Genomic DNA, 21,408 nt, shown 5'->3' with positions numbered 1-21,408 from the left:
TCTTTCGCCAAATATTTACGTTAACAATCAAAACACTCTATAAGTTAACGTTAACAAAAATCCAAACCGAAGCCGCGCGGCGATTTCGGCAGCCCTCACCCCACCCAGGAGATGTCACGTCATGAAGAAACCGTATTTCAGGTATTGGCCCGCAGCGCCGCTCGTGCTGGCGACAGCGGTGATCTGGGGCTGCGGCGGCGGCGACGGCCGCGGCACCTACGAGGGCCCTCCCACCGTCCCCATCAGCGCGTCATTCCGGACGGCTGGGCTGGTGTACGGCGCGTCCACGGTGGCCACCGATGCCCAGGGCAACCAGACGGTCAGTGTGGCGGTGCTGACGCAGACCGGCGTCAAGACCCTGACCGCTGGCCCCACCACCGCCGCCAAGGCCACGGCGCTGCGCGCCAGCCTGGTGGCGGGCAACCTGGTGGACTGGCTGCCCAACGGCGACACGGGCGCGCTGGTGGCCGACGACGCCGCGCAGACCTTCAACGTCATTCTGGCCAAGGGCAGCTCAGCCGCGGCGCAGTTCAACCTGGCCAAGTACGGCCCGGCGGTGAGCCGCAACAACAACGTGCCCGGCCCCATGGTGGCTGCCGGCTGGGTCTATGGCAAGACCACCACCAGCATCACCGTGGGGGACGGCACCATCGTCACCGCCGACCAGGCCAAGCGCGCCTATGCCACGCCGATCAAGCGCTACGAGGAGACCTACACCGTCTCGCCCAATGTGAAGGTGTTCAACGTCAACACCGCCGACTACACCAAGAGCGCGGCGTCCGACCTGGCGTCCATCCCGGTCACGGCCAACTACAACTACAGCACCACCGCGCGCCAGGCCGCCTACCTGCTGTTTGACGGCAACTACCAGGGCGCCGCCAGCGCGCAGGTGATCGCCATCTGGTACTTCACGCCGCAGTCCACCACAGACGGCAAGCCGGTGTGGGACGTGCCCACGCTCAGCCCCATGCTGGCCGACAAGGGCAACGACCCGGTGTCGGGCCAGCCGTTCATCGCCATCAACGCCACCTCGCCGCAGAGCGCCCCCTACTCGCGCAGCACCGAGCCGTTCGAGATCGTCAAGAACACCATGTACTTCGTCGGCGACAACGAAGTAGCGTCCTACCTGTTCAAGGCCGACATGGGCACGCCCAACGACCCGTCGGACGACAAGATCATCAAGATCGACGCCGGCTGGCCCAACAGCGGCTACCAGTACTGGAAGAACATCGAGCTGCTGGGCATGGACCCGCGCAGCGTGACCGATCTGTGGCTGACGCACGGCCACGTGGACCACTACGGCACGGTGGTGGAGCAGTTGAAGATGGCAGACCACGCCGGCAAAACGCTGACGCTGTGGGGCTCCAAGGAAGACGTGGCCGGCATCACTGGTGACCAACAGGGCAATGTGTGGAACATTGCCGGCGCGCTGCCCGCCAGCGAGACGGTGATACGCGCGCGCACCTCCAAGTATTACGAGTACGACAAATGGTACGACTACGGCAACGTGCAGTTGATGGTGATCTGGTCGCCCGGCCACACACCGGGCAGCACCAACATGCTGTTCAAGGTGAAGAACCCCACCGACGGCAAGTTCTACACCTTCGGCTACCACGGCGGCTACGGCGTCAACGGGCTGGAGAGACCCAGCGCCACCAACGGCTGGCTGCGCCTGGCTTTCCAGCATGGCTTCAGCTACCTGCAGCAGACGCTGGACGTGGACTTCGTCTCGCCGCAGCACACCAACCAGTTCCCCATCGTCGAGGTGTACCAGGCGCTGAAGGCCTACAACCGCGACCCGGCCAACGCCGCCAGGCAGCTGACCATGCTGGACGCGATGCGCTCCAAAGTGTTCGACTCGCCGGTGATTGGCGGTGCCAACATCACCAGCGAATTCGCCAACCAGCTGGAGAAGCGCCGCGCCGTGATCTCCTACAAGGCCAGCGACCTCGCCAACACCTCCTACGCCAGCCTGGAGACCTCCGGCCCCTACAAGCCCGGCCGCGAAAAGGGTCTGACGGCCGTGCAGGCCACACTGCTGGACGGCGGCAAGATCATCCAGGGCTTCGTCGGCGCGCAGAACAAGAACCCGCTGCTGCCGCTGATCGCCAACGGCATTCAGACCGCCACCGACACCTTCACCAACGACCCCGGTGGCTACTACGTGCAGGTCAGCATCGACGTGCAGGACAGCACGTACAAGGGCTACCTGCCCGAAGGCTTTGTGCAGGTCAGCCCGTCGACCAACACGTCCATCACCTACCGCGGCGGTCCGGTGGAGTCGGTGCACGCCGCCAAGGGCACCTACCACCCGCCCGAGGTGCTGCGTACGCAGCGCCTGAGCTCCCTGGCCGACGCGCAGAAAGTGCTGGCCACCCTCACCAAGGGCCGCAGCGTGACCATCTCGTTGACGCCAGCGAGCGAAATCGTAGTGCCGACAGATGCCAGCAAGACCTTCCAGTAGGCTGGGCGCCAGCCTGGGCTTGGCGGTGGCGTTGCTCACCTGTGCCGGCCCAGGCCTGGCTCAGGCAGCCAGCCCGCCAGCGCTGGCGCAATCGGCCGGCCAGCCTTCGCCGGCCAGTGCCACCGCGCAGTACGCGCTGGCGCAGCACTACAACGGCGCGACCGGCCAGGCGCTGGACCTGCAGCGCGCGTTCGTGCACCTGCGCCAGGCCGCTACGCTGGGGCATGCGCAGGCGCAGGCCGAACTGGGATTTGTGTACCTCAACGGCAACGACAAGGTTCCCAAGGACTTGGTGCAGTCGTTCCACTGGTTCGGCAAGGCGGCCCACCAGGGCGTCATCGTCGCGCAATGCATGCTGGGCGACTTCTACGGCAATGGCTGGGGCGGCGCCCGGCAAGACGCCGCCGAGGCGCTGCGCTGGTACCGGCGCAGCGCCAACACGCAGGACCGCTGCGCGCCCAAGTCGCAGGTCGCGCTGTACGCCAGTTATCGATATGGCCACGGCGTGCCGGCGAATCAGGCCGTGGCGCTCAAGTGGCTGCAACAGTCCGCGCAGGCCGGCAACCCGGTGGCCCAACGCGCGCTGGGCCGCGCCTACCAGGAAGGCTATGGCGTGGTGCGCGATGAGCAACTGGCTCGGCTGTGGCTGAAGAAGTCACGCGAGGGTGCGACACCGCACGAGGATGAGGACGAGCACAGCCACGCGCACTAGGTTGTTTTGCCGCCGGGCGCATCGAGTAGCTGTGCATCAGGCCTGGCGCGTTCAGGGCCGGCACAGCGCGGTGAGGGCGCGCATGTCCGCCTGGCCAGCCAGCGCCCAGCAGGCGCGGGTGATGTCGTCGGCGCGTGCCTCGCCCAGCACGGGCGTCACCAGCGCGGTGAACTTGCCTTCCAGCTGCTGGTCGCTCAGCGGGTTTTGCAGCGAGCCTATCGCGTGGTCCACCTGCACCACCACACGGCGGCCGTCGGTCAGCACGGCGGTGACGTGCACCGCTTCTTCCTTGATGCTGTCGTCCACCGTCGCCTGCACCTTGTTGCGCAGCGCCACCACTTGCGGGTCGGTCACCACGGCGTCAGAAAACTCTTCTTCGCCCGCGTGGCCATAGATCAGCCCCACCGCGCAGCCATGGTAGACGCTGAACTTGCCCTGCAGGCCGTCCTTGGGCTCCTTCTTGCCGGTCAGCTCCAGCACCAGCGAGTGCACGCGCAGCTCGATGCGTTCCACCTGCTCCGGCGTGATGCCCTGGGCGCGCAGCTGCGCGCAGGCGTCTATGCTGGGGTGGATGACGATGCCGCAGGCAAACGGCTTGTAGGTGTTGAAGCTGATCTCAAACCGGCTGCCCAGCTCGTCCGTCACCTCGTGCCAGGCGCGCTTGTCGCTGGCCACCTGGATCAGGCCGCGCGGTGCCTCCAGCGCGCGCGGGCTGGCGGTGAATCCCTTGCTGGCCAGCAGCGCCGACATCAGCCCTGCGCGCGCCGCGCCGCCGGGGTGAAAGGGCTTGGTCATGGTGCCAAACTGCTCGCGCAAGCCTATGGGCTGCGAGGCCGCAATGCCCAGCGCCATCTGGGTCCGCTGCTCGGTCAGCCCCAGCAGCCGCGCGCAGCCTGCCGCCGCGCCCAGCATGCCGGTGGAGCCGGTGATGTGCCAGCCGCGGTCGTAGTGGTCGGGGTACATCACATTGCCCACGCGGCAGGCCACGTCGATGCCCAGCACCAGCGCGTCCAGCACGGCGCGGCCACTGGCGCCGTTGTGCTCGGCCAGCGCCAGCACCGCGCTGGCCACCGGGCCGGCGGGGTGGATGATGGTCTTCAGGTGTGTGTCGTCAAAGTCAAACGTGTGGCTGGTGATGCCGTTGACCAGCGCGGTGCTGGCCATGTCCAGCTTCTCGCCGCGGCCCAGCACGGTGGACTGCGGCGCGCTCTGCAGCAGCTGGCAGGCGGCAATGGCCGCCTCGCCGGCCTCGTGCCGGGCGGCGCCTATGGCGCAGCCCAGCCAGTTGTAGAAGGTGCGGTGGGCTTCGTGCTCCACGGCGTCGCTCCAGCCCTTGGAGGGGTGGGTGGCGACGAACTTGGCCAGGATGGCGGTGACGGGGGGCGCGGCCGTGTCGGCGGCGACTTGGGTGTTGCGGGCCATGGTGGAGTCTACTTCTGCGTGAAAGGGTTGCTTACTCTTCGAGGTGGATGTTGCGTGCCTTGGCCAGCGCGGCCCAGCGGGCGATGTCGGCACGCATGTACTGGCCGAACTCTTGCGGGCTCATGGGCCAGGGGTCCACCGCCTCGCCGGACAGTTTTTCGGCCAGGTCGGGGGCTTTGAGCACCGCCACCAGCGTCTCATTGAGCCGGCGCACCACCTCAGCGGGCATGTTGGCCGGGCCCACCACGCCGTACCACTGCATGGCGTCAAAGTCCTTGAAGCCCAGTTCTTCCATCGTCGGCACGTCCTTCAACTGCGGGCTGCGCTGCTTGCCGGTGACGGCCAGCGCACGGATGCGCCCGCTGCGCAGGTGCGGCAGGGCTGCTGCCAGGCCGGGGAACATGGCCTGCGTCTGCCCGCCTATCAGGTCGGTGGTGGCGGGGGCAATGCCACGGTAGGGGATGTGCAGCATGAAGGCGCCGGTCTCCTGCTTGAACAGCTCCATGGTCAGGTGCGTGAGCGACCCCTGGCCGGAGGAGCCGTAGCTCAGCTTGCCGGGGTTGCGCTTGGCGTACTCGACGAATTCTTTCACCGTCTTGGCCGGCACGCTGGTGTTGACCACCAGCACGTTGGGGGTGGCGCCGATCATGCCGATGGGGGTGAAGTCCTTCACGGCGTCGTAGTCCACCTTGCGGGTGGCCGGCGTGGTGCCGTGCGTGGCCACATAGCCCTGCATCAGCGTGTAGCCATCCGGCGTGGCGCGCTTGGTGGCCATGGCGGCCACCACGCCGCCGCCGCCGCTCTGGTTTTCCACCAGCAGGGTCTGGCCCAGCAGCTTGCCCCAGCGCTCGGTGACCACGCGGGCTATGGCGTCGCTGCCGCCGCCGGCGGCCACCGACACGATGTAGTGGATGGGTTTGCTGGGGTAGCCCTGGGCAAAGCCCAGGGGTGGCAGCACGGCGGCAGCCGATGCTGCGGCCAACAGGTGGCGTCGCTTCATGGGAGCGGTCTCCTTCGTTATGTGGCACATCTTCGGCCTTGCGGGCTGTGTTGTAAATTGCAACTTTCTGATGCTTTAATGCGCTTCTTGCATTAATAACCGCAAAGGCAGCCAATGGCCAAACCTTCCATTGCCGACCTGCGTGCCTTTGTCACCGTGGCGCAGCAGCAGAGTTTTGCCGCCGCCGCCAAGGCGCTGCACCTGTCGCAGCCGGCGCTGTCCCGCCGCATCTCGCATCTGGAGGCGCAGCTGGGCGTGCGCCTGTTTGACCGCACCACGCGCAGCGTGGCGCTCACGCTGCTGGGCGAGCGCTTTCTTGGCGAGATGCGCGGGCTGATTGACGACGTGGACCGCTCCGTGGCCAGCCTGCAGGACGCCGCGCAGCTGGAGAGTGGCGACGTCACCATAGGCTGCGTGTTCTCCGCCGTGCACCATTTTTTGCCCTCGGTGATACGCAGCTTTCGCGCCCGGCATCCCAAGGTGCTGGTGCGCATCTTCGAAGAAGGGGCTGACGAGGTGTTGGCCGTGGTGAAGCAGGGCGAGGCCGATTTCGCGCTGAACTACATCGGCATGCAGGACCCGGACCTGGACTTCACCCCGCTGCTGAAAGAACCCTATGTGCTGGCCTGCCACGCCAACCACCCGTTGGCGCGGCGCCGCTCGGTGCGATGGGCGGAGCTGGCCAACTACCCGCAGGTGCGCGTGTCGCACGCCAGCCGTAACCGCCTGCTGATCGACCAGGCGCTGGCCGAGTTGCCGCCGCTGCCCCGCCCGGTGTGCGAGGTGCGCCATGTGTCCACGCTGCTGGGCCTGGTGGAGAACGACCTCGGCGTGGCCGTGGTGCCCAAGCTGTCGCTGCCGCCGCACACCAGCACCGTGGTGGGCGTGAAGCTGGAGCAGCCCACCGTGCACCGCACCATAGGCATCATCCGCCGGGCAGGGCGCAGCCTGTCGCCGGCGGCGCAGGCGTTCTCGGACATGGTGGCGAGGGCGAGCAAGGGGCGGTGACGGCCTTCAGTTCGCAATCTCGTCACACTCTGCGCCGCAAGCGGCGATACAGTAGCACCAGGTTGTCTCCTCCGATGCCTCCCGGCTTCACTTCCTGAGCCGGGCCCGAAAGGGTTCAAAGCCAGCTGGTTCTTCGGCTGGCTTTTCTTTTTTCCGCGTGCCATCCAAGCCGCACCGGCGGCGTCGGCAACCGCCAAATCGGCAGCGGTTCGGCGGGAGGCTGTCAGGGCTTTTTGATGTCCTGGTGGTCGTAGCTGTACACGCGGGCGATCTGCCAGCGGCTGCCGTCATAGCGCCAGTAGATGAAGAAGCGCCCGCTTTGGATGCAGTCCGCCTTGCCAACCTCCAGGAAGCAGTGCGCGCCGATCTGCAGCGCCCCCACCTTCGCCATCGGGAAAGCCTGCAAGGAGGCCTCGTCCAGCCGGCGCTGAACCTTGCCGCAGATGGCCCGCTTCACCGCACCCAGGAATTGCTCGCGGTTCATGATGCGGCCGTTCAGGTCGTGGTAGAACTCCACGTCAGGCGCGTACAGCGCCGCCAGCGTGTCCAGGTCGCAGGTGTTGAAGGCGTCGAAGTGCTGCTTGTCCAGCGCGCGCAGGATGGCGGGCAGATCGGCATCGGGCACGCTGGGGTGGACGGTTTGGGCCTGTGGCGTGGCGGCAAACAGGGCCAGCAGCGCAACAGCGATCAAGCGGGTAAGGGGGCGAGTGGTTGCGTGGGTGGCGCTGAGCATGCGGCGCATTATGCGGCGCACACGTAAAGCGCCAAGGGACCACCAACGAGCTTGCCGCGCGGCACCAGGGCTGGCATCATCCGTGCTTGTTCGCAGTTCCCCACACCTCCTAACCCCTACGAGAAGGCAGCTCCATGAATTTGCGCATTTCCCTATTGGTTGGCTTGGCCGCGCTTGCCGCCACCGCCGTCCAGGCCCAGCCAAGCACGCTGGACAAGGTCAAGGCCAGCGGTGCCATCACCGTGGCGTACCGCGAGGCGTCCATCCCGTTTTCCTACCTGGGCGAGGGCGCCAAGCCCACCGGCTTTGGCTGGGAGATCTGCGGCAAGATCGTGGACGAGGTGAAAAAGGCCACCGGCCGTGCCGACCTGGTGGTGAACACCCAGGCGGTGACCTCGCAAAATCGCATCCCGCTGATGCAAAACGGCACCATTGACGTGGAATGCGGCTCCACCACCAACAATGTGGAGCGCTCCAAGCAGGTCACCTTTGCCACCAACTACTTCTACACCGGCACGCGCTTCCTGGTGAAGGCGGGCTCGCCCATCAAGAGCCTGGCCGATCTGAAGGGCAAGAAGGTGGTTTCCACCACCGGCACCACCAACATGCAGATCATGCGCCGGGCAAGCCGCGACAAGGGTATTGAGTACGACCTGATCGGCGCCAAGGACCACGACGAATCCGCGTTGCTGGTGCAGAGCGACCGGGCCGACGCCTTTGCGATGGACGACATCCTGCTCTACGGCATCAAGGCCAATGCGCAGAATCCGGCGGGGCTGTCCGTGGTGGGTGAGGCGCTGCAGGTGGAGCCCTACGCCATCATGCTGCGCAAGGACGACCCGGGCTTCAAGAAGCTGGTGGACGGCACCATTGCCGATTTGATCAAGAGCGGCGAATTCGAGCGGCTGTACAAGAAGTGGTTCCAGTCGCCCATCCCGCCCAAGGGCATCAACCTGAACGTGCCCATGAGCGCCGAGCTGGTGGCCAACCTGAAGGCGCTGTCGGACAAGCCGGCCGAGCCGCCGCCGGCGAACTGAAGCCACCACCGCCGCCGCGTCAGGCGGAGGGCCCATCCTGAAATATCCGGGTGCAACTCTGCGACGGGTGGATTGAACGCCTGGCGGTATTTTGCTACTCTGGGGCCTTCGGAAAACAACGGGGCCATTTCGCGCCCTATCCAGGGATGGACCACCAACGACTCGCAGCGCTGGCGCTTACTGCAATCCTGTGTGCCGGCACCAGCGCGCTGGCCGCGCCGGACATCCGGCAGGCGCAGGACAAGCCGGTCATCATGTTCCCTGACGGCGAGGTCGGCCGGCCCGTGGTGCTCAAGACGCTGCGCACCCGCGTGGAGTCGCCGCCGGCGGTGGTTGGCCCGTTGCAATTCAGCATGTTTTGCCGCCACGAGAAAGACATCACCTGGGACGAGAAGACGCAGGCCTTCTTTACTCAGGGTCTGCGGCAGACATTCGCCGCAGAACTGGGCAAGGCGCGCTACCCTCTATTGCAGGTTGTGGAGTCCATGTTCGAGGATGGCAGGGACAAGTCGAAGACCGGCGCCGGCGAATTGCAAGTGGGAGCTTTCATCCGTGAGGTCAACATGAGGCTGTGCCACATGGGTTTCGGGGGTGAATACTGGGTGGGGGAGGGGATTGTCACCGTGTTCTGGCAGGTGTTCGCCCCGGAGCAGCAGAAGGTGGTGTTTGAAACCGTCACCGAGGGCAGCTTTCGTGTTGACAAAAGCGAGGTGACCACGGCCAACCGCTTCTTCCAGCAGGCATTTGCCATGGCCACGCGCAATCTGTTGGCCGACGGGCGCTACCTGGCCGCCGTGCGCGCGCCTGTGGTGGGTGTTGTGGCCGATGCAGCGGCCAGCAGCTTCAAGGACAGGCTCTCGCTCAAGGCCGGCGCCCCATCCACCGAACCGCTGACCAAGCGCATCACCATGCTGCGCACGGCGGTGGCCACCATCCGGACCGAGAGCGCCACGGGCAGCGGATTTTTCATCAGCGCCGACGGCCACTTGCTGACCAACCACCACGTGGTGGGCAAGGCCCGCTTCGTCAAGGTGGTGCTGCCCACCGGCCGCGAACTGGTGGGCGAGGTGGTGCGGCTGGACGAGGCGCGCGACATCGCGCTGGTCAAGACCGAGCCCATCGCCGTGCAGCCCCTGGCCTTGCGTGACAGCGAGACCAACATCGGCGAAGAGGTGTACGCCATGGGCTCGCCGCGGGGCGAGCAGTTCAACACCACGCTGACGCGCGGCATCATCAGCGGCCACCGCCTCATGGACAACGGCAACCGCTACCTGCAAAGCGACGTGGCCATACACCCCGGCAGCAGCGGCGGCCCGCTGATGGACGGCCAGGGCTCGGTGGTGGGCGTGTCGGTGATGGGCCGGCCGGACTCGCCGGGGATGAACTTTTTCATCCCCATTGGCGACGCGCTGACCCGGTTGAACATTGACGCCGGGCGCTGAGGCAGCGCAGGCGGCGCGGCTTGCAGTCGCCATTCCGCCGGGCGGATAATTGCTTTAATATTTGCAAATAGTCACCAATTTGCCGGGCTCGCTACCCGCACCCCAGGGATGGAACACAACAAACTCGCCGCGCTGGCCCTCGCCTGCACCACCATGCTGTTTGCCGGCGGCAGCGCGCTGGCCGACCCGGCCAAGGTCAAGCTGGCCGAAGAAAAGCCGGTCATCATGTTCCCCGATGGGGAAACCGGCCGCCCTTCCTTCCTGAAAGCCATACGCACCCGCACCGACACGCCGCCCGCGCGCATAGGCGAGCTGCAAAGCGGCATTTTCTGCGGCCGCACGGGCGATGTGGTGTGGGACCAGAAATCGCAGGCTGCGCTCAGCCAGGGCGTGTTCATGACCTTCCGCGCCGAGCTGGAGAAGGCGCGCTACCCGCTGGTCAGGACATCGGAATCCATCTTCGAGGACGCCAAGGACAAGGACAAGCCCAAGACCAGCACCGACCTGCAGGTGGGCGCCTTCATCCGAGAGGTGTCCACCAACTTTTGCGTCAAGGGCGACCGCTCGTCGCTGGGCGGCGCGTATGTGAAGATCTTCTGGCAGGTGTTTGCACCCGACCAGCAAAAGGTGCTGTTCGAGACCGTGACAGAGGGCAGCTACCAGGTCGACAACGCCATACCGCAGACGCCCACCGCCTTCTTCCAGCAGGCCTTTGCCATGGCCACGCGCAACCTGCTGGCCGACAGCCGCTACGTCACCGCCATCAAGACGCCGCTGGTGGAAACCGCCGCCGGCACGGCCAGCGTCACCAGCTACAAGGACACCATCAAGCTGCGGCCGGGCACGCCATCCACCGAGCCGCTGGCCAAGCACATCACCGCGCTGCGCTCGGCGGTGGTCACGGTGGCGGGCGACAGTGGCTCGGGCAGCGGCTTTTTTGTCAGCCAGGACGGCCACGTGCTGACCAACCGGCACGTGGTGGGCGCGGCCCGCTTTGTGAAGGTGACGCTGCCCACCGGGCGCGAGCTGGTGGGCGAGGTGCTGCGCTCTGACACGCCGCGCGACATCGCGCTGATCAAGACCGAACCCATCGCCGTGCAACCCATGGCCTTGCGCGTGGGCGAGCCCAACGTGGGCGAAGAGGTGTATGCGCTGGGCTCGCCGCTGGGCGACAAGTTCAACACCACGCTGACGCGCGGCATCCTGAGCGGCTACCGCAGCATGGAAGACAACCGCTACCTGCAGAGCGATGTCGCCATCCTCCCCGGCAACAGTGGCGGCCCGCTGCTGGACGGCCAGGGCTCGGTGGTGGGCGTAGCGGTGATGGGGCTGGGCGCCAAGGGCGTGGCGGGGATGAACTTTTTCATCCCGATTGCGGACGCGCTGGCCAAGCTGAATATTGACGCCGGGCGCTAGCCGCCCCTGGCGTCACTGCGGCAGCTGGATCTTCAGCACCGCCGCATCGGTGGCGGCGTACAGCACGCCGCCGCTGCCCGTTAGCTATGTCTTGCGACTCAGGCTTTCTAACAGCGCGGCAGCCAGTTTGCGCGGGCCACGCCGGTGCTCGTCCGAGCTGGCTGCTTCTTCGCAGGTAGCAATGAACAGCTGCCCTACGGATCCCACCAACGAGAGGCTCAATGCTGAACGCGCTTCGACGCACGCAAGGGCGTCCTCATAGACGGTTTGGGCTGGAGGCCAGAGCTTGTGGCCCGGAAAGTTGTAGGGGTTGTACGTAGAATTTGTAAAAAGCGGTGCAGCTGATTCCACAACTTGCGGAAGAAGCGCGAGCAGGGACTCCGTCAGGCGTGCCTCGGCGTCTTGCAGGTTCTCCACCGCTTCAGCAGCGCGGTTGCGTTTCATGAGGCATCCAGCGTTGAAGATTGCATCAGTCCAGTGATGGGTGCTCAGTTACCGACCTCGGCGCCCGTCAACGAATAGCCGCAACGGTAGATTGCGCAACTCAGTTCACCCGATCCCCGCTCAGCAAGACCGCCAGCGGTGCACAGTTGCTGCGCGTATGCCGCCACAGCCTCACCGTCATACCCGGTGACGATGATGGCCGCGTCCACTCCCCGATCCGCGCCACGAATGCGTTGCTCATTTGTCATCGCGGCTTGCTGCGCCCCTTGCAGCAAGTGTGCGCTCCCAAGGCCGGGCGTGGTGGGGATGGCCGGCAGCGCTTCGGCCAGCAGCCAGCGCTGCAGTGCATCCGCCTGCGCCGCCTCGGGGGTGAAGCGTATCAGCGCCGCCGTGCCGCCCTGCCCGAAGCCAAAGCTGCCCACCACCGCGCACAGGCCGCGCTGCATGCCGCGGTAGTGCGGCATCATCTGCTGCGTCCACGGGCTGGGGTTGTTCAGCCGGGTCAGGTAGGCGTCTGACGCCAGCACGGCCAGGCTTTGCACCTCGTACACCACCATGTAGCGCGGCCCCTGCGTACCGGCGTTGGTCCAGCGCGTGCCGCGCAGAAAGCCGGGGATGGACAGGCGCTCGGGCAGGTGCTCGTGTGTGTGCCAGCGGTCGTGCTCGGCAATGGCGTCGGGCACGATGTCGAACGACAGCAGCATGGCGGCGGAACCGAGCAGGGGCATGGCGGGTGCTTCCGTAGGGCGGTGAATGGCAGTGAAGGGCAGGGACCTTGCAAACACTATAGCGTGGGCCTAGTGCTGGCCACCGGCCGGGTGTACACCCCCTTGCATGAACCATTCGCTGACCCTGTTCGCGGCCCTTGCCGCAGCCATTTTGCTGGCGGCCTGCCACACCGCATCTCCCGTTGCTGGGCCAGTCACCCCCACCTGGCCGCTGCCCGAGGGCGTGGCCACGCAGACCGTCAACGGCTACCCGCTGGCCTACCGCGCGCGCGGCAGTGGCCCCACCACGGTGGTGTTTGTCGGCGCCGTGCTGACCGACTACCGCGTGTGGGCGCGCACCGTGCAGCCGTGGGAGGCCAGTCACCGCGTCATCACCGTCAGCCTGCGCCATTCCTACCCCGAGAAGTGGGCCGGCCAAGGCAGTGACTTTTCAGTGGAGCAGCACGCCCGGGACCTGGGCGCGTTCATCCAGAGCCTGGGCCAACCGGTGGTGCTGGTGGGCTGGTCTTACGGCGCGCAAGTGTCTTACGAAGCCGCCCGCGCGCAGCCCGGGCTGGTCAGCAAGCTGGTGCTGGTGGAAGCGCCCACCGACACGCTGGTGGCCCCGCTCGATGCCGCCGCCGACAAGCTGCGCCAGCAGCGCGCCAAAGACACGGCCAGGTACCTGGAGGCCGGCGACATCGAAGGCGGCCTGCGCTTTGCTACCGACGCCGTCAGCGGCCCCGGCGCCTGGGACGGCATGCCCGAGCCGTTTCGCCAGCTGATGCGCGACAACGCCTGGACCCTGGTGGGCATGGAGCGCGAAGAGACCGTGCGCATGCAGTGCAGCGAGTTTGGCGCGCTGAAGATGCCGGTGCTGCTGGTCAAGGGCGAGGCCACCGCACCGCGCTTTCAGCAAGCGGTGCAGGCGCAGGCGCGCTGCCTGCCCAGTGCCAAGCTGGCGGTGGTGCCCCAGGCGGGGCATGGCAGCCCGCTGCAGAACGCCAAGGGGTTCAATGAGGCGGTGATGGGGTTTGTGGATGGGGGATAGGCCGGCGCCGCCGGTCTCGTTCAAAGCGACGTGTTCGCGGGTTGGCGAGGCAGCAGCAAGCACGCGGCAAGGGCTGTGGCGGCGCCACACAGGCCGGCCACGAGGGGCTCGCCCCACCGCACATCGTCCATGAACAGCACAAACGACGCCGTGAAGGCCAGCATGCAAAGCAACCAGGGGCTGGCCAGCTTGAAGCGCCGCAACAGCAGGTAGCAAGGCAACCCAACGCACAGCAGGCCTATGTAGGCCATCGGAACAGCGCCGATGACGGCAAAAAACAACCCCCACACCATGTCGGAGGCCACACCGGCGTCCGAGGTGCCCAGGCCGCTCACGACGACCACTGGCACCACCGCCCACGGGGCGAACAACAGGGCGGGGCCTAGGTGGCTTAACCGACGCTTGATCTGCCACGCGGGCATTGGGATGCGCAGCAGAGGAGTCGCACGTGTTACCAGGTAAGCGGTGATGGCGGTTAGCGGGAAGGCGACCGCATGCCAGACAGGTGACAGCTGAAGCAGCTCCAACAACTCGGGCCAGGCGCTCTTGGCCATCGCTACCGCGAGGATCACGCCGAACGGCATGATGAGGTTCACTGGCCCCGATATCGGCGTGAGCAACAGCGTTGCGCTGATGACCATGGCGCCGTGCCGGATGGCAGGGGGCTTTTTCCTCATCCAAAACCAAATGCCGATCCAACTGACTGCCATGGGCAGGTAGAAGAGTTCAGAAGCCAGAGGGGACCAGTCCATGTCAGTCGGCTACGGTCAGTCGGCGTCAGACCCATCAAACCCGTCCGGCGGGTCGTCGTCCGCATTCCACACCACTTCCCTGAAGACCAGCGCCGCCAGCACGATGCCGCAGGCCACGATGAACTCCATGCCGCTGAAGTGGCTGAACAGCCACCCCCCACCCGTGGCGATGGCACCCATGCCGACAACGCTCAACCAACGGTTGCGCATGCTGCGGCCCTTGCCCCATGACCGGGGGTGTTGTGCACTGTCACTGACGGCTCCCTCAAATGCTTCTTGGCTTTGTCTTGCTGACGGCAATATCATCGCCGTTTTTTGGCCGCCCGCCAAGCCGTCGCCGCCCACCTACATGCGCGGCAGCCACATCCCCATGGTGGCGCCAAAGATGCCCAGGCCCGTGGCCAGCGCCAGCACACCCACGCCGCCCGCCACCGCCCAGCGCAGTGCGGGGCCGCCGCGCTCCTTGGCCACCAAATACAGCTGCAGCACCAGCAGCGGCCCCAGCAGCTGGGTGTAGGCCAGCGTGGTGAGAAAGGGGCCGGTGAAGCTCTGCGGGTCAAACCCCACCGGCTTGCGCCACACCAGCAGCCACAGCATCAGGATGACGCGGAAGAACCACACGCCATTGGCTACCAGGAACAGCCGCAGCGCCCAGCGGCGGTGCGCGTCCAGCCGGCGTGCCAGCGCGTGGCGCCACGTCATCACCGCGCACAGAGCTATGGCGGCGGCGTTGACGGTGGTGGCCACGTGCTGCGTGGTGTCGCCCGCCGCGCCGCGCGTCCACATCATCCAGGTGCCGCCCAGGCCGGCGGCCACGGCGGCCAGCAGGAACAGCCGGCCGTTCCAGCGGTGCAGCGCCGGCACTCGCCGCCGTATGGCGGGGATGAGCTGCACCACCCCGCCCAGCGTGACGATGACGGCCAGCAGCAGGTGAGAGGCCAGCACCGCATTGCCCAGCGCGTCACCCGCGATATAGCCCTTGGACAGCACCTTGTTCCACGCCGCCGGGTCGCCGCGCAGGCTGGCGGTGCCGTAGAAGAGGAGGATGTAGGTGGCGAAGATGCCCAGGCCGATGGCGGCGACTGAGAACCAGAAGCGGGCGCTGGCGTCCAGCACGCGGGCTGGCAGGGTATGGGTATTCATCATGACCGCCGGGGTGGAGTTGGAGTGGCGGCATGGTACGGAGGCGCGCTAGGCGCTGTCGTTTGACGTGCGATGGACTGTCGGTTGGCGGGGGTGGGCTGTTGGAATATGCGATGGGCCGGGTGAACACTGTTGCGGCGTCACCCCTGTACTGAGTTATGTCCCCACAATACAAGGACTAGGCAAGCCGCGAGGAAAGTCAGCCCAAAAGCTGCGCAGGCCATGTTTGGCAGCGTACGTTGCGCGGGTTGGCCGAGCAAGAGCGGCACAGCTTTGACCAGGGCCACGATCTCGAACACAGCGCCCACGGCGCAAGACAGCATGAATGCCATGACCATGGCGATCGCATCACCGTGAACATTCCAGTGGTGCCCGCCATGATCTGCCAGCCAAGCGATCGTGAGGATGGCCAACGCCGGCAGTGGCGGCACTGCCATGGCCAGGCGCAAGGTTGAGACTTGCCTGTCAGCGAGTAACGCCATGTCGATAATGATCTATGCGAAGGACCGGCTAGCGCAATTTGTCGAGCTGCCGCCGAAGTTCGTCCAGTTCGGCAATGGCATCGCTGAGGGTTCGAGCTCCGTTGGGCGCGCCTCCACCGTGGTACTTGTTCAGCGTTACTTCATAGCTTGTCAGCAAGAACTTGACTTCATTGCACAAGCGCTCAATCCTGCTCTTGCCCGCATCCATCGGAAGAGCGCGAATGTCCATCAATGCGGCAGACAACACTTGGTCCAGATGTTTCAAGTACTCTGAGCCAAGCAAAACGGATGGGCCATTCTGTCCACGAATCGACACGATGGCGCCGTCATCGCCCTGTTCCAGCACGGACAGTTCTTCGTATTGCTTCAGCTCTGGCATTTCGTGACTCCCTGTTAGCTAGACATCCTCAGCCTGCGAAGGATAGACATGCCTGCAAAACCGCCATTCATGCACAGGCTGGTCATCAATGTAAACGTTCGGCTTGGGCAGAAAACCGTCAAAGCAGTCGCTGATGTCAAGCTCGGCCGCCGTGTCCCGGCAATAGTCAGCGCCGCCTGAACTCCACAAGAACAAAACGGCCCCCTCGGCCTTCAGCCTTTTCACGGAAGCAATGACAGCGGGCATGGGGATGCGCTTGACGCCAACGGAGCGAACCATCGTGTCGTCAATATCAACAAAGATGACTTGTTGTGGCGTACGAGTCATCGCTGCACCATGCGTCGCAGAGCCCAACCAACTCCCCGCAACGCCAAAAGATATGCAATGGCTGCTATTGCGAAAATGGCATTGGAGCCAATAGCTGTCTTGATCGGCTCATAGAAGAGACCCAGCAAAACAATGCCAATGAGGTATACGACAGCATCTATGCCTGGGAGGCGCATAGAACGCCTAACCGAGTGTGCCGAGCAAAGCCTGCTCGACGTATTGGCTACCGCTCAACCTGGGCATGAGATTCCTCCTGAGACAGGCTTACGCCTTGTTGTCTCAGCAATATAGCGGATGCGCGCCTCGCCAGAAACCCCTCACACGCCCAGCAATCCCCCTAATGAGGGACTTCCCGACACTTCAGCCGCGGTCCCCGCCAACGCCACCTGCCCCTTCTGCAGCACCAGCGCGTGCTGGCTGCGCTCCAGCACCTTGCGGTAGTCGCGGTCCACGATCAGGGTGGCGATGCCGCTGGCGCTGATGTCGTTGATCACGCGCCAGATCTCGGCCACGATCAGCGGGGCCAGGCCTTCTGTGGCCTCGTCCAGAATGATCAGTTCGGGGTGGGTCATCAGCGCGCGGCCTATGGACAGCATTTGCTGCTCGCCGCCGCTCAGCTGGTTGCCCAAATTGGTTTGCCGCTCGGCCAGGCGGGGGAAGGTGGTCATCACCCGCTGGTACGTCCAGTCGTCGCGGCCGTCCTTGCCTTTGCGGGCGGCCATGACGAGGTTTTCGCGCACGCTCAGGTTGGGGAACACGCCGCGGCCTTCGGGCACATAGGCCACGCCCAGGCGGGCCACCTCGTGCGGGCGGGCGCGCGAGGCGTCTTGGCCAAAGAAGCTGATGCGGCCGTCGCGCTGCGTCACGTGGCCCAGCAGCGTGCGTATCAGCGTGCTCTTGCCCATGCCGTTGCGGCCCAGCAGGCCCACGGTTTCGCCCTTGCGGATGGTGATGTCCACGCCGTGCAGCACGTGGCTGCTGCCATACCAGGCGTGCACGCCGCTGGCTTGCAGCAGGGGTTCGTTGCTTTTCGTGGTCATTTCAGTGACCTCCAAGATAGGCGGACTGCACTTCGGGGCTTTCGCGCACCTCGGTGGGCGTGCCGCTGGCGATCACCGCGCCGTTCACCATCACGGTGATGCGGTCGGCAATGCGGAAGACGGCGTCCATGTCGTGCTCCACCAGCAGAATAGCGTGGCCGGTCTTCAGCTCGGCCAGCAGGGCCAGCATGCGGTCGGTTTCCTCGGGGCCCATGCCGGCCAGGGGCTCGTCCAGCAGCAGCACCTGCGGCGCGGTGGCCAGGCACATGGCAATCTCCAGCTGGCGCTTGCGGCCGTGGCTCAGCAGGCCGGCGGGGCGCTCCAGCAGCGGGGTGAGGCCGGCGCGTGCGGCGGCCTCGCGAGCGACTGTCATAGTTTGCTCGTGGCTGGTGGCACCGCGCCAGATGCTCCAGGGCTGCTGGTGCGCTGCTTGCGCGGCCAGGCGGCAGTTCTCCAGCACGGTGAATGTCGGGTAGATGGTGTTGCGCTGGTAGCTGCGGCCGAGTCCCGCTCTTGCGCGGCGCGGCTGCGGCCAGGCGGTCACGTCTTCGCCCAGCAGCTCCACGCGGCCGGCGCTGGGTTCGATTTCGCCAGACAGCAGGTTGATCAGCGTGGACTTGCCGGCGCCGTTGGTGCCGATCAGCGCGTGCACGCTGCCGCGCGCCAGCTCCAAAGACACGTCGTTGACGGCCACCAGGCCGCCCCAGCGGCGGGTGAGGCCGTTGGCCTTCAGCAGGATTTCGGGCACAGCGCTCATGCCTGCTCCCCCTCACCGGCGTCTTCACCGGCACCGGTGCTCTCCACCTTGCCCAGCAGCCGCTCGCGCACCAGCGCCGGCAGCCCCACCAGCCCCTTGGGCAGCACGGCCACGCTGACGATGATGGTCAGCCCCAGGCCCAGGTGCCAGTGCTTGGCAAAGCTGCCAAACACCGCCTCGCTCTGAAACAGCTCTTGCAGCAGCGCAAAGGCAAAGGCGCCGATCAGCGCGCCGCGCAACTGGCCCAGGCCGCCGAGGATGATCATGATCAGCACCGCGCCGCTCAAATGCCAACTCAGCAGCTCGGGGTTCACAAAGCCGTCTTTCACCGCGAAGAGAAAGCCCGCCAGCCCGGCAATGGCCCCCGACAGCGTGAACGCCGCCAGCTTGTAGGGGTAGGTCGAGAAACCCGTGGCGCGCATGCGCTGCTCGTTGACGCGTATGCCGGCCAGCGCGCGGCCGAAGTTGGATCTCAATAGCACCGCCAAAAATGCCGTGGCCAGCACCAGGCACAGCAGCGTCAGGCCATACATCACCAGCGGCTTGTCCAGGTCCAGCACATTGCTCAGGCCCAGGCCGACCGCAGGCTTGCCCGACAGGTAGATGCCGTCGCTGCCGCCGCCCAGCGGCGTGTCGTGCGCCAGGTAATAGGCCATCTGCGCAAAGGCCAGCGTGACCATGATGAAGTACACACCCTGCGTGCGCAGCGAGAGGCTGCCCACTAACAGCGCTGCTAGCCCCGCCACCAGCACACAGGCCGGCAGCAGCAGCGGCAGCAAGGGTGGCGTGCCCGAGCCCGAGATCAGCACCGCCGCATAGGCGCCAATGCCGAAGAAGGCCGATTGCCCAAAGCACACCAGCCCGGTGCCGCCCACCAGCAGCTCCAGGCTGAGCGCAAAGATGGCGTAGACCATGATCTTGGTGACCAGGTCCAGCCCATAGGCGCCTGCCACCAGCGGCCAGGCGGCCAGCGCGGTGAACGCGGCCAGGGTGAATATCAAGGGGCCTTGTTTTTTCATCTCAGTCTCAGCCCGCCTTGAACAAGCCCTGGGGCTTCCACAAAAGAATCAGCGCCATCATCACGTACACCAACACCCCGGCGGCCTGCGGCAGCAGCACCTTGCCGAAGGTGTCCACCGTGCCGATCAGCAGTGCGGCCAGCAGCGCCCCTTTGATGGAGCCTATGCCGCCGATCACCACCACCACAAAGCAGACGATCAGCACCGAATTGCCCATGCCCGGGTAGACGGAGCTGACCGGTGCCGCCACCATGCCCGCCAGCACCGCGATGGCCACGCCAGCGGCGAACACCACACGGTAGAGGAACTTGATGTCTATGCCCAGGCTTTGCACCATCTCGCGGTTGGTGCTGCCGGCGCGGATCATCATGCCCAGTCGCGTGCGGGTGAACACCAGCCACATGCCCAACGCGAGCAGCAGGCACACGCCGCTGACGAACAGGCGGTACACCGGGTAGGTCATCAGCTCGCCCAGCGGGAACGAGCCGCTGAGCAGCGGCGGGATGGTGACGCCGTGCACGTCGTCACCCACCAGGATGGAGCGCAACTCCTCAAACACCAGGATCAGCCCATACGTCATCAGCACCTGCTGCAAGTGCTCGCGCTCATACAGGAAGCTGAAGAACGCCCACTCCAGCAGGTAGCCAAACAGCACCGCCAGCACCACGCCCACAAACAGCACGGCAAAGAAGCCACCGCCAAAGGTGGCGCCCACGATGGGCGCCAGCGCAAAGGCCATGTAGGCGCCGATCATGTAGAAGCTGCCGTGCGCCAGGTTGATGACGCCCATGATGCCGAAGATCAGCGTCAGCCCGCTGGCCACCAGGAACAACAGCAGCCCGTACTGCAACGAGTTCAGGCACTGGATGAGGAAGGTGGCGAGATCCATGGGCTCAGAGCTTACAGCCTCGGCCGGGGTCGGCCAGGTTCTTGGAGGCCACGGTGGTCAGCTTGTTCTCCTTGCCCGACACGGTGCGCAGGTAGATGTCCTGCACCGGGTTGTGGCTGGGCGACAGCGTGAAGGGGCCGCGCGGGCTGTCGATCTTGGCCTTTTGCAGTGCGGCGGCAAACTCGGCCTTCTTGGTCAGGTCGCCCTTCACCGCGTTCAGGCCAATGCCCAGCATCTGCGCAGCGTCGTAGCCCTGCACGGCGTACACGTCGGGCTGCAGCTTGTAGGTCTTGGCGTAAGCCAGGCGGAAGGCGTCGTCGCGCTTGTTGCCCAGGCTGTCGGCATAGTGCAGCGTGGTCATCAGTCCTTCGGCATCCGCCCCTTGGGCTTCCAGCGTGCCGTCGGTCAAAAAGCCGGCGCCATACAGCGGGATGCTCTTTTTCAGGCCAGCGGCGGCGTAGTCCTTGACGAACTTCACCGCGCCGCCACCGGCAAAGAAGGTGTACACCGCGTCGGGCTTGGCGGCGGCAATCTCGGTCAGCAGCGCCTGGAACTCCACGCCGGGGAAGGGCAGGCTCAGCTCTTTCACCACCTGGCCGCCGCCCTTCTCGAATGCTTCCTTGAAGCCGCGCACGCTTTCGTCGCCGGCTGCATATTTCCAGGTGATGGTGACCACCTTCTTGTGGCCCTTCTTGGCCATCACCTCGCCCATGGCGTAGCCGGGTTGCCAGTTGCTGAAGCTGGAGCGCCAGATGTTTTGCGCGCACATGGCGCCGGTCACCGCATCGGCTCCGGCATTGGGCACGATCAGCAGCGTGCCGCTGTCCTTGGCTGCCTTGGCCATGGCCATGGCCACGCCGCTGTGCACGGTGCCGATGATCACATCGACGTTGTCGCGCTTGATCAGCTTGTTGACGTTGTCGGTGGCCTTGGCGGGGTCGCTCTCGTCGTCCACGCGGACAAATTCCACCTCGCGGCCGGCCAGCTTGCCGCCCTGCTCGGTGACATACAGGCGAAAGCCGTTGTCGATGGCCGTGCCCAGCGCGGCAAAGGTGCCGGTGGCAGGCAGCATGAAGCCGACCTTGATCTTGCCGGTGTTTTGGGCCTGGGCGGCGCCGGTCAGCAGCGCGGCGGCGCACAGCAGCGAAAGTTTGAATGCGTGGGTGGCTTTCATCGTCTTGTCT

Annotated in this window: 23 protein-coding genes; 7 read left to right on the top strand and 16 right to left on the bottom strand. The window is 65.6% G+C overall.

What is annotated here, in order from left to right; genetic code table 11:
* The first annotated feature begins 121 nt into the window (after nucleotides 1–121).
* Both AC1DX2_RS18215 and AC1DX2_RS18210 read left to right on the top strand, forming a co-directional pair.
* Nucleotides 122–2,464 carry an MBL fold metallo-hydrolase gene (locus AC1DX2_RS18215; protein WP_477197811.1) on the top strand — a complete coding sequence of 781 codons (2,343 nt, stop codon included), beginning with the start codon at nucleotides 122–124 and terminating at the stop codon, nucleotides 2,462–2,464.
* Nucleotides 2,442–3,176, top strand: coding sequence for a tetratricopeptide repeat protein (locus AC1DX2_RS18210; RefSeq protein WP_477197810.1), 735 nt, complete (start codon nucleotides 2,442–2,444; stop codon nucleotides 3,174–3,176). Before AC1DX2_RS18215 ends, AC1DX2_RS18210 begins: the two co-directional genes overlap by 23 nt.
* A gap of 51 nt (nucleotides 3,177–3,227) precedes the next feature.
* On the opposite strand, the gene AC1DX2_RS18205 is transcribed toward AC1DX2_RS18210, so the two are convergent.
* Complete coding sequence (locus AC1DX2_RS18205; protein WP_477197809.1) at nucleotides 3,228–4,598, bottom strand: MmgE/PrpD family protein; 1,371 nt, start codon at nucleotides 4,596–4,598, stop codon at nucleotides 3,228–3,230.
* A 31-nt stretch (nucleotides 4,599–4,629) separates the two neighbouring features.
* Nucleotides 4,630–5,598 (bottom strand): Bug family tripartite tricarboxylate transporter substrate binding protein, encoded by a 969-nt coding sequence (locus AC1DX2_RS18200; RefSeq protein ID WP_477197808.1) that lies wholly within the window; start codon nucleotides 5,596–5,598, stop codon nucleotides 4,630–4,632.
* Between the two features lie 114 nt (nucleotides 5,599–5,712).
* Here AC1DX2_RS18200 and AC1DX2_RS18195 point away from each other — a divergent pair, with 114 nt between their 5' ends.
* On the top strand, nucleotides 5,713–6,606 hold the full coding sequence (locus AC1DX2_RS18195; RefSeq protein WP_477197807.1) for a LysR family transcriptional regulator: 894 nt from the start codon (nucleotides 5,713–5,715) through the stop codon (nucleotides 6,604–6,606).
* Between the two features lie 223 nt (nucleotides 6,607–6,829).
* Here the strand turns inward: AC1DX2_RS18195 and AC1DX2_RS18190 are convergent, their stop codons facing one another.
* Nucleotides 6,830–7,297, bottom strand: coding sequence for a nuclear transport factor 2 family protein (locus AC1DX2_RS18190; RefSeq protein WP_477197806.1), 468 nt, complete (start codon nucleotides 7,295–7,297; stop codon nucleotides 6,830–6,832).
* A 176-nt stretch (nucleotides 7,298–7,473) separates the two neighbouring features.
* On the opposite strand from AC1DX2_RS18190, the gene AC1DX2_RS18185 reads away from it, so the two are divergent.
* From AC1DX2_RS18185 to AC1DX2_RS18175, 3 genes are all read left to right on the top strand, one after another.
* Nucleotides 7,474–8,376 (top strand): amino acid ABC transporter substrate-binding protein, encoded by a 903-nt coding sequence (locus AC1DX2_RS18185; RefSeq protein WP_477197805.1) that lies wholly within the window; start codon nucleotides 7,474–7,476, stop codon nucleotides 8,374–8,376.
* Nucleotides 8,377–8,522: 146 nt separating this feature from the next.
* Nucleotides 8,523–9,818 carry a S1C family serine protease gene (locus AC1DX2_RS18180; protein ID WP_477197804.1) on the top strand — a complete coding sequence of 432 codons (1,296 nt, stop codon included), beginning with the start codon at nucleotides 8,523–8,525 and terminating at the stop codon, nucleotides 9,816–9,818.
* Nucleotides 9,819–9,926: 108 nt separating this feature from the next.
* A complete protein-coding gene (locus AC1DX2_RS18175; RefSeq protein ID WP_477197803.1) occupies nucleotides 9,927–11,234 on the top strand; it encodes a S1C family serine protease in 1,308 nt (435 codons plus the stop codon).
* 84 nt (nucleotides 11,235–11,318) lie between these two features.
* Here AC1DX2_RS18175 and AC1DX2_RS18170 read toward each other — a convergent pair whose 3' ends face one another.
* Entirely contained in the window at nucleotides 11,319–11,678 is a 360-nt protein-coding gene (locus tag AC1DX2_RS18170; protein WP_477197802.1) for a hypothetical protein, read from the bottom strand.
* A 44-nt stretch (nucleotides 11,679–11,722) separates the two neighbouring features.
* Nucleotides 11,723–12,406 (bottom strand): hypothetical protein, encoded by a 684-nt coding sequence (locus AC1DX2_RS18165; RefSeq protein WP_477197801.1) that lies wholly within the window; start codon nucleotides 12,404–12,406, stop codon nucleotides 11,723–11,725.
* A 106-nt stretch (nucleotides 12,407–12,512) separates the two neighbouring features.
* On the opposite strand from AC1DX2_RS18165, the gene AC1DX2_RS18160 reads away from it, so the two are divergent.
* Nucleotides 12,513–13,436 carry an alpha/beta fold hydrolase gene (locus AC1DX2_RS18160; protein ID WP_477197800.1) on the top strand — a complete coding sequence of 308 codons (924 nt, stop codon included), beginning with the start codon at nucleotides 12,513–12,515 and terminating at the stop codon, nucleotides 13,434–13,436.
* Nucleotides 13,437–13,456: 20 nt separating this feature from the next.
* On the opposite strand, the gene AC1DX2_RS18155 is transcribed toward AC1DX2_RS18160, so the two are convergent.
* The 11 genes from AC1DX2_RS18155 to AC1DX2_RS18105 form a co-directional block, all read right to left on the bottom strand.
* Nucleotides 13,457–14,188, bottom strand: a complete 732-nt coding sequence (locus AC1DX2_RS18155) for a hypothetical protein (RefSeq protein WP_477197799.1) — start codon at nucleotides 14,186–14,188, stop codon at nucleotides 13,457–13,459.
* A gap of 15 nt (nucleotides 14,189–14,203) precedes the next feature.
* A complete protein-coding gene (locus AC1DX2_RS18150) occupies nucleotides 14,204–14,398 on the bottom strand; it encodes a hypothetical protein (protein WP_477197798.1) in 195 nt (64 codons plus the stop codon).
* A 135-nt stretch (nucleotides 14,399–14,533) separates the two neighbouring features.
* Nucleotides 14,534–15,334 carry a DUF2306 domain-containing protein gene (locus AC1DX2_RS18145; protein WP_477197797.1) on the bottom strand — a complete coding sequence of 267 codons (801 nt, stop codon included), beginning with the start codon at nucleotides 15,332–15,334 and terminating at the stop codon, nucleotides 14,534–14,536.
* A gap of 137 nt (nucleotides 15,335–15,471) precedes the next feature.
* Nucleotides 15,472–15,813, bottom strand: a complete 342-nt coding sequence (locus AC1DX2_RS18140; protein WP_477197796.1) for a hypothetical protein — start codon at nucleotides 15,811–15,813, stop codon at nucleotides 15,472–15,474.
* Nucleotides 15,814–15,841: 28 nt separating this feature from the next.
* The gene (locus AC1DX2_RS18135) at nucleotides 15,842–16,192 is read right to left on the bottom strand and encodes a hypothetical protein (RefSeq protein ID WP_477197795.1); all 351 of its coding nucleotides are present in this window, start codon (nucleotides 16,190–16,192) and stop codon (nucleotides 15,842–15,844) included.
* An 18-nt stretch (nucleotides 16,193–16,210) separates the two neighbouring features.
* Nucleotides 16,211–16,519: a DUF705 domain-containing protein gene (locus AC1DX2_RS18130; RefSeq protein WP_477197794.1), complete on the bottom strand. Its 309-nt coding sequence runs from the start codon at nucleotides 16,517–16,519 to the stop codon at nucleotides 16,211–16,213.
* Nucleotides 16,520–16,836: 317 nt separating this feature from the next.
* A complete protein-coding gene (locus tag AC1DX2_RS18125) occupies nucleotides 16,837–17,559 on the bottom strand; it encodes an ABC transporter ATP-binding protein (protein WP_477197793.1) in 723 nt (240 codons plus the stop codon).
* A gap of 1 nt (nucleotide 17,560) precedes the next feature.
* Entirely contained in the window at nucleotides 17,561–18,307 is a 747-nt protein-coding gene (locus AC1DX2_RS18120; RefSeq protein WP_477198375.1) for an ABC transporter ATP-binding protein, read from the bottom strand.
* Between the two features lie 5 nt (nucleotides 18,308–18,312).
* Nucleotides 18,313–19,335, bottom strand: coding sequence for a branched-chain amino acid ABC transporter permease (locus AC1DX2_RS18115; protein WP_477197792.1), 1,023 nt, complete (start codon nucleotides 19,333–19,335; stop codon nucleotides 18,313–18,315).
* A gap of 7 nt (nucleotides 19,336–19,342) precedes the next feature.
* Nucleotides 19,343–20,224 (bottom strand): branched-chain amino acid ABC transporter permease, encoded by an 882-nt coding sequence (locus tag AC1DX2_RS18110; RefSeq protein ID WP_477197791.1) that lies wholly within the window; start codon nucleotides 20,222–20,224, stop codon nucleotides 19,343–19,345.
* Between the two features lie 4 nt (nucleotides 20,225–20,228).
* Nucleotides 20,229–21,398: an ABC transporter substrate-binding protein gene (locus tag AC1DX2_RS18105; RefSeq protein ID WP_477197790.1), complete on the bottom strand. Its 1,170-nt coding sequence runs from the start codon at nucleotides 21,396–21,398 to the stop codon at nucleotides 20,229–20,231.
* Nucleotides 21,399–21,408 lie beyond the last annotated feature (10 nt).

The sequence above is a fragment of the Hylemonella sp. P2_B10 genome (assembly GCF_056404875.1).
Note: the sequence above shows the minus strand (reverse complement) of the source record. Positions and strands in the feature narration are given on the sequence as shown.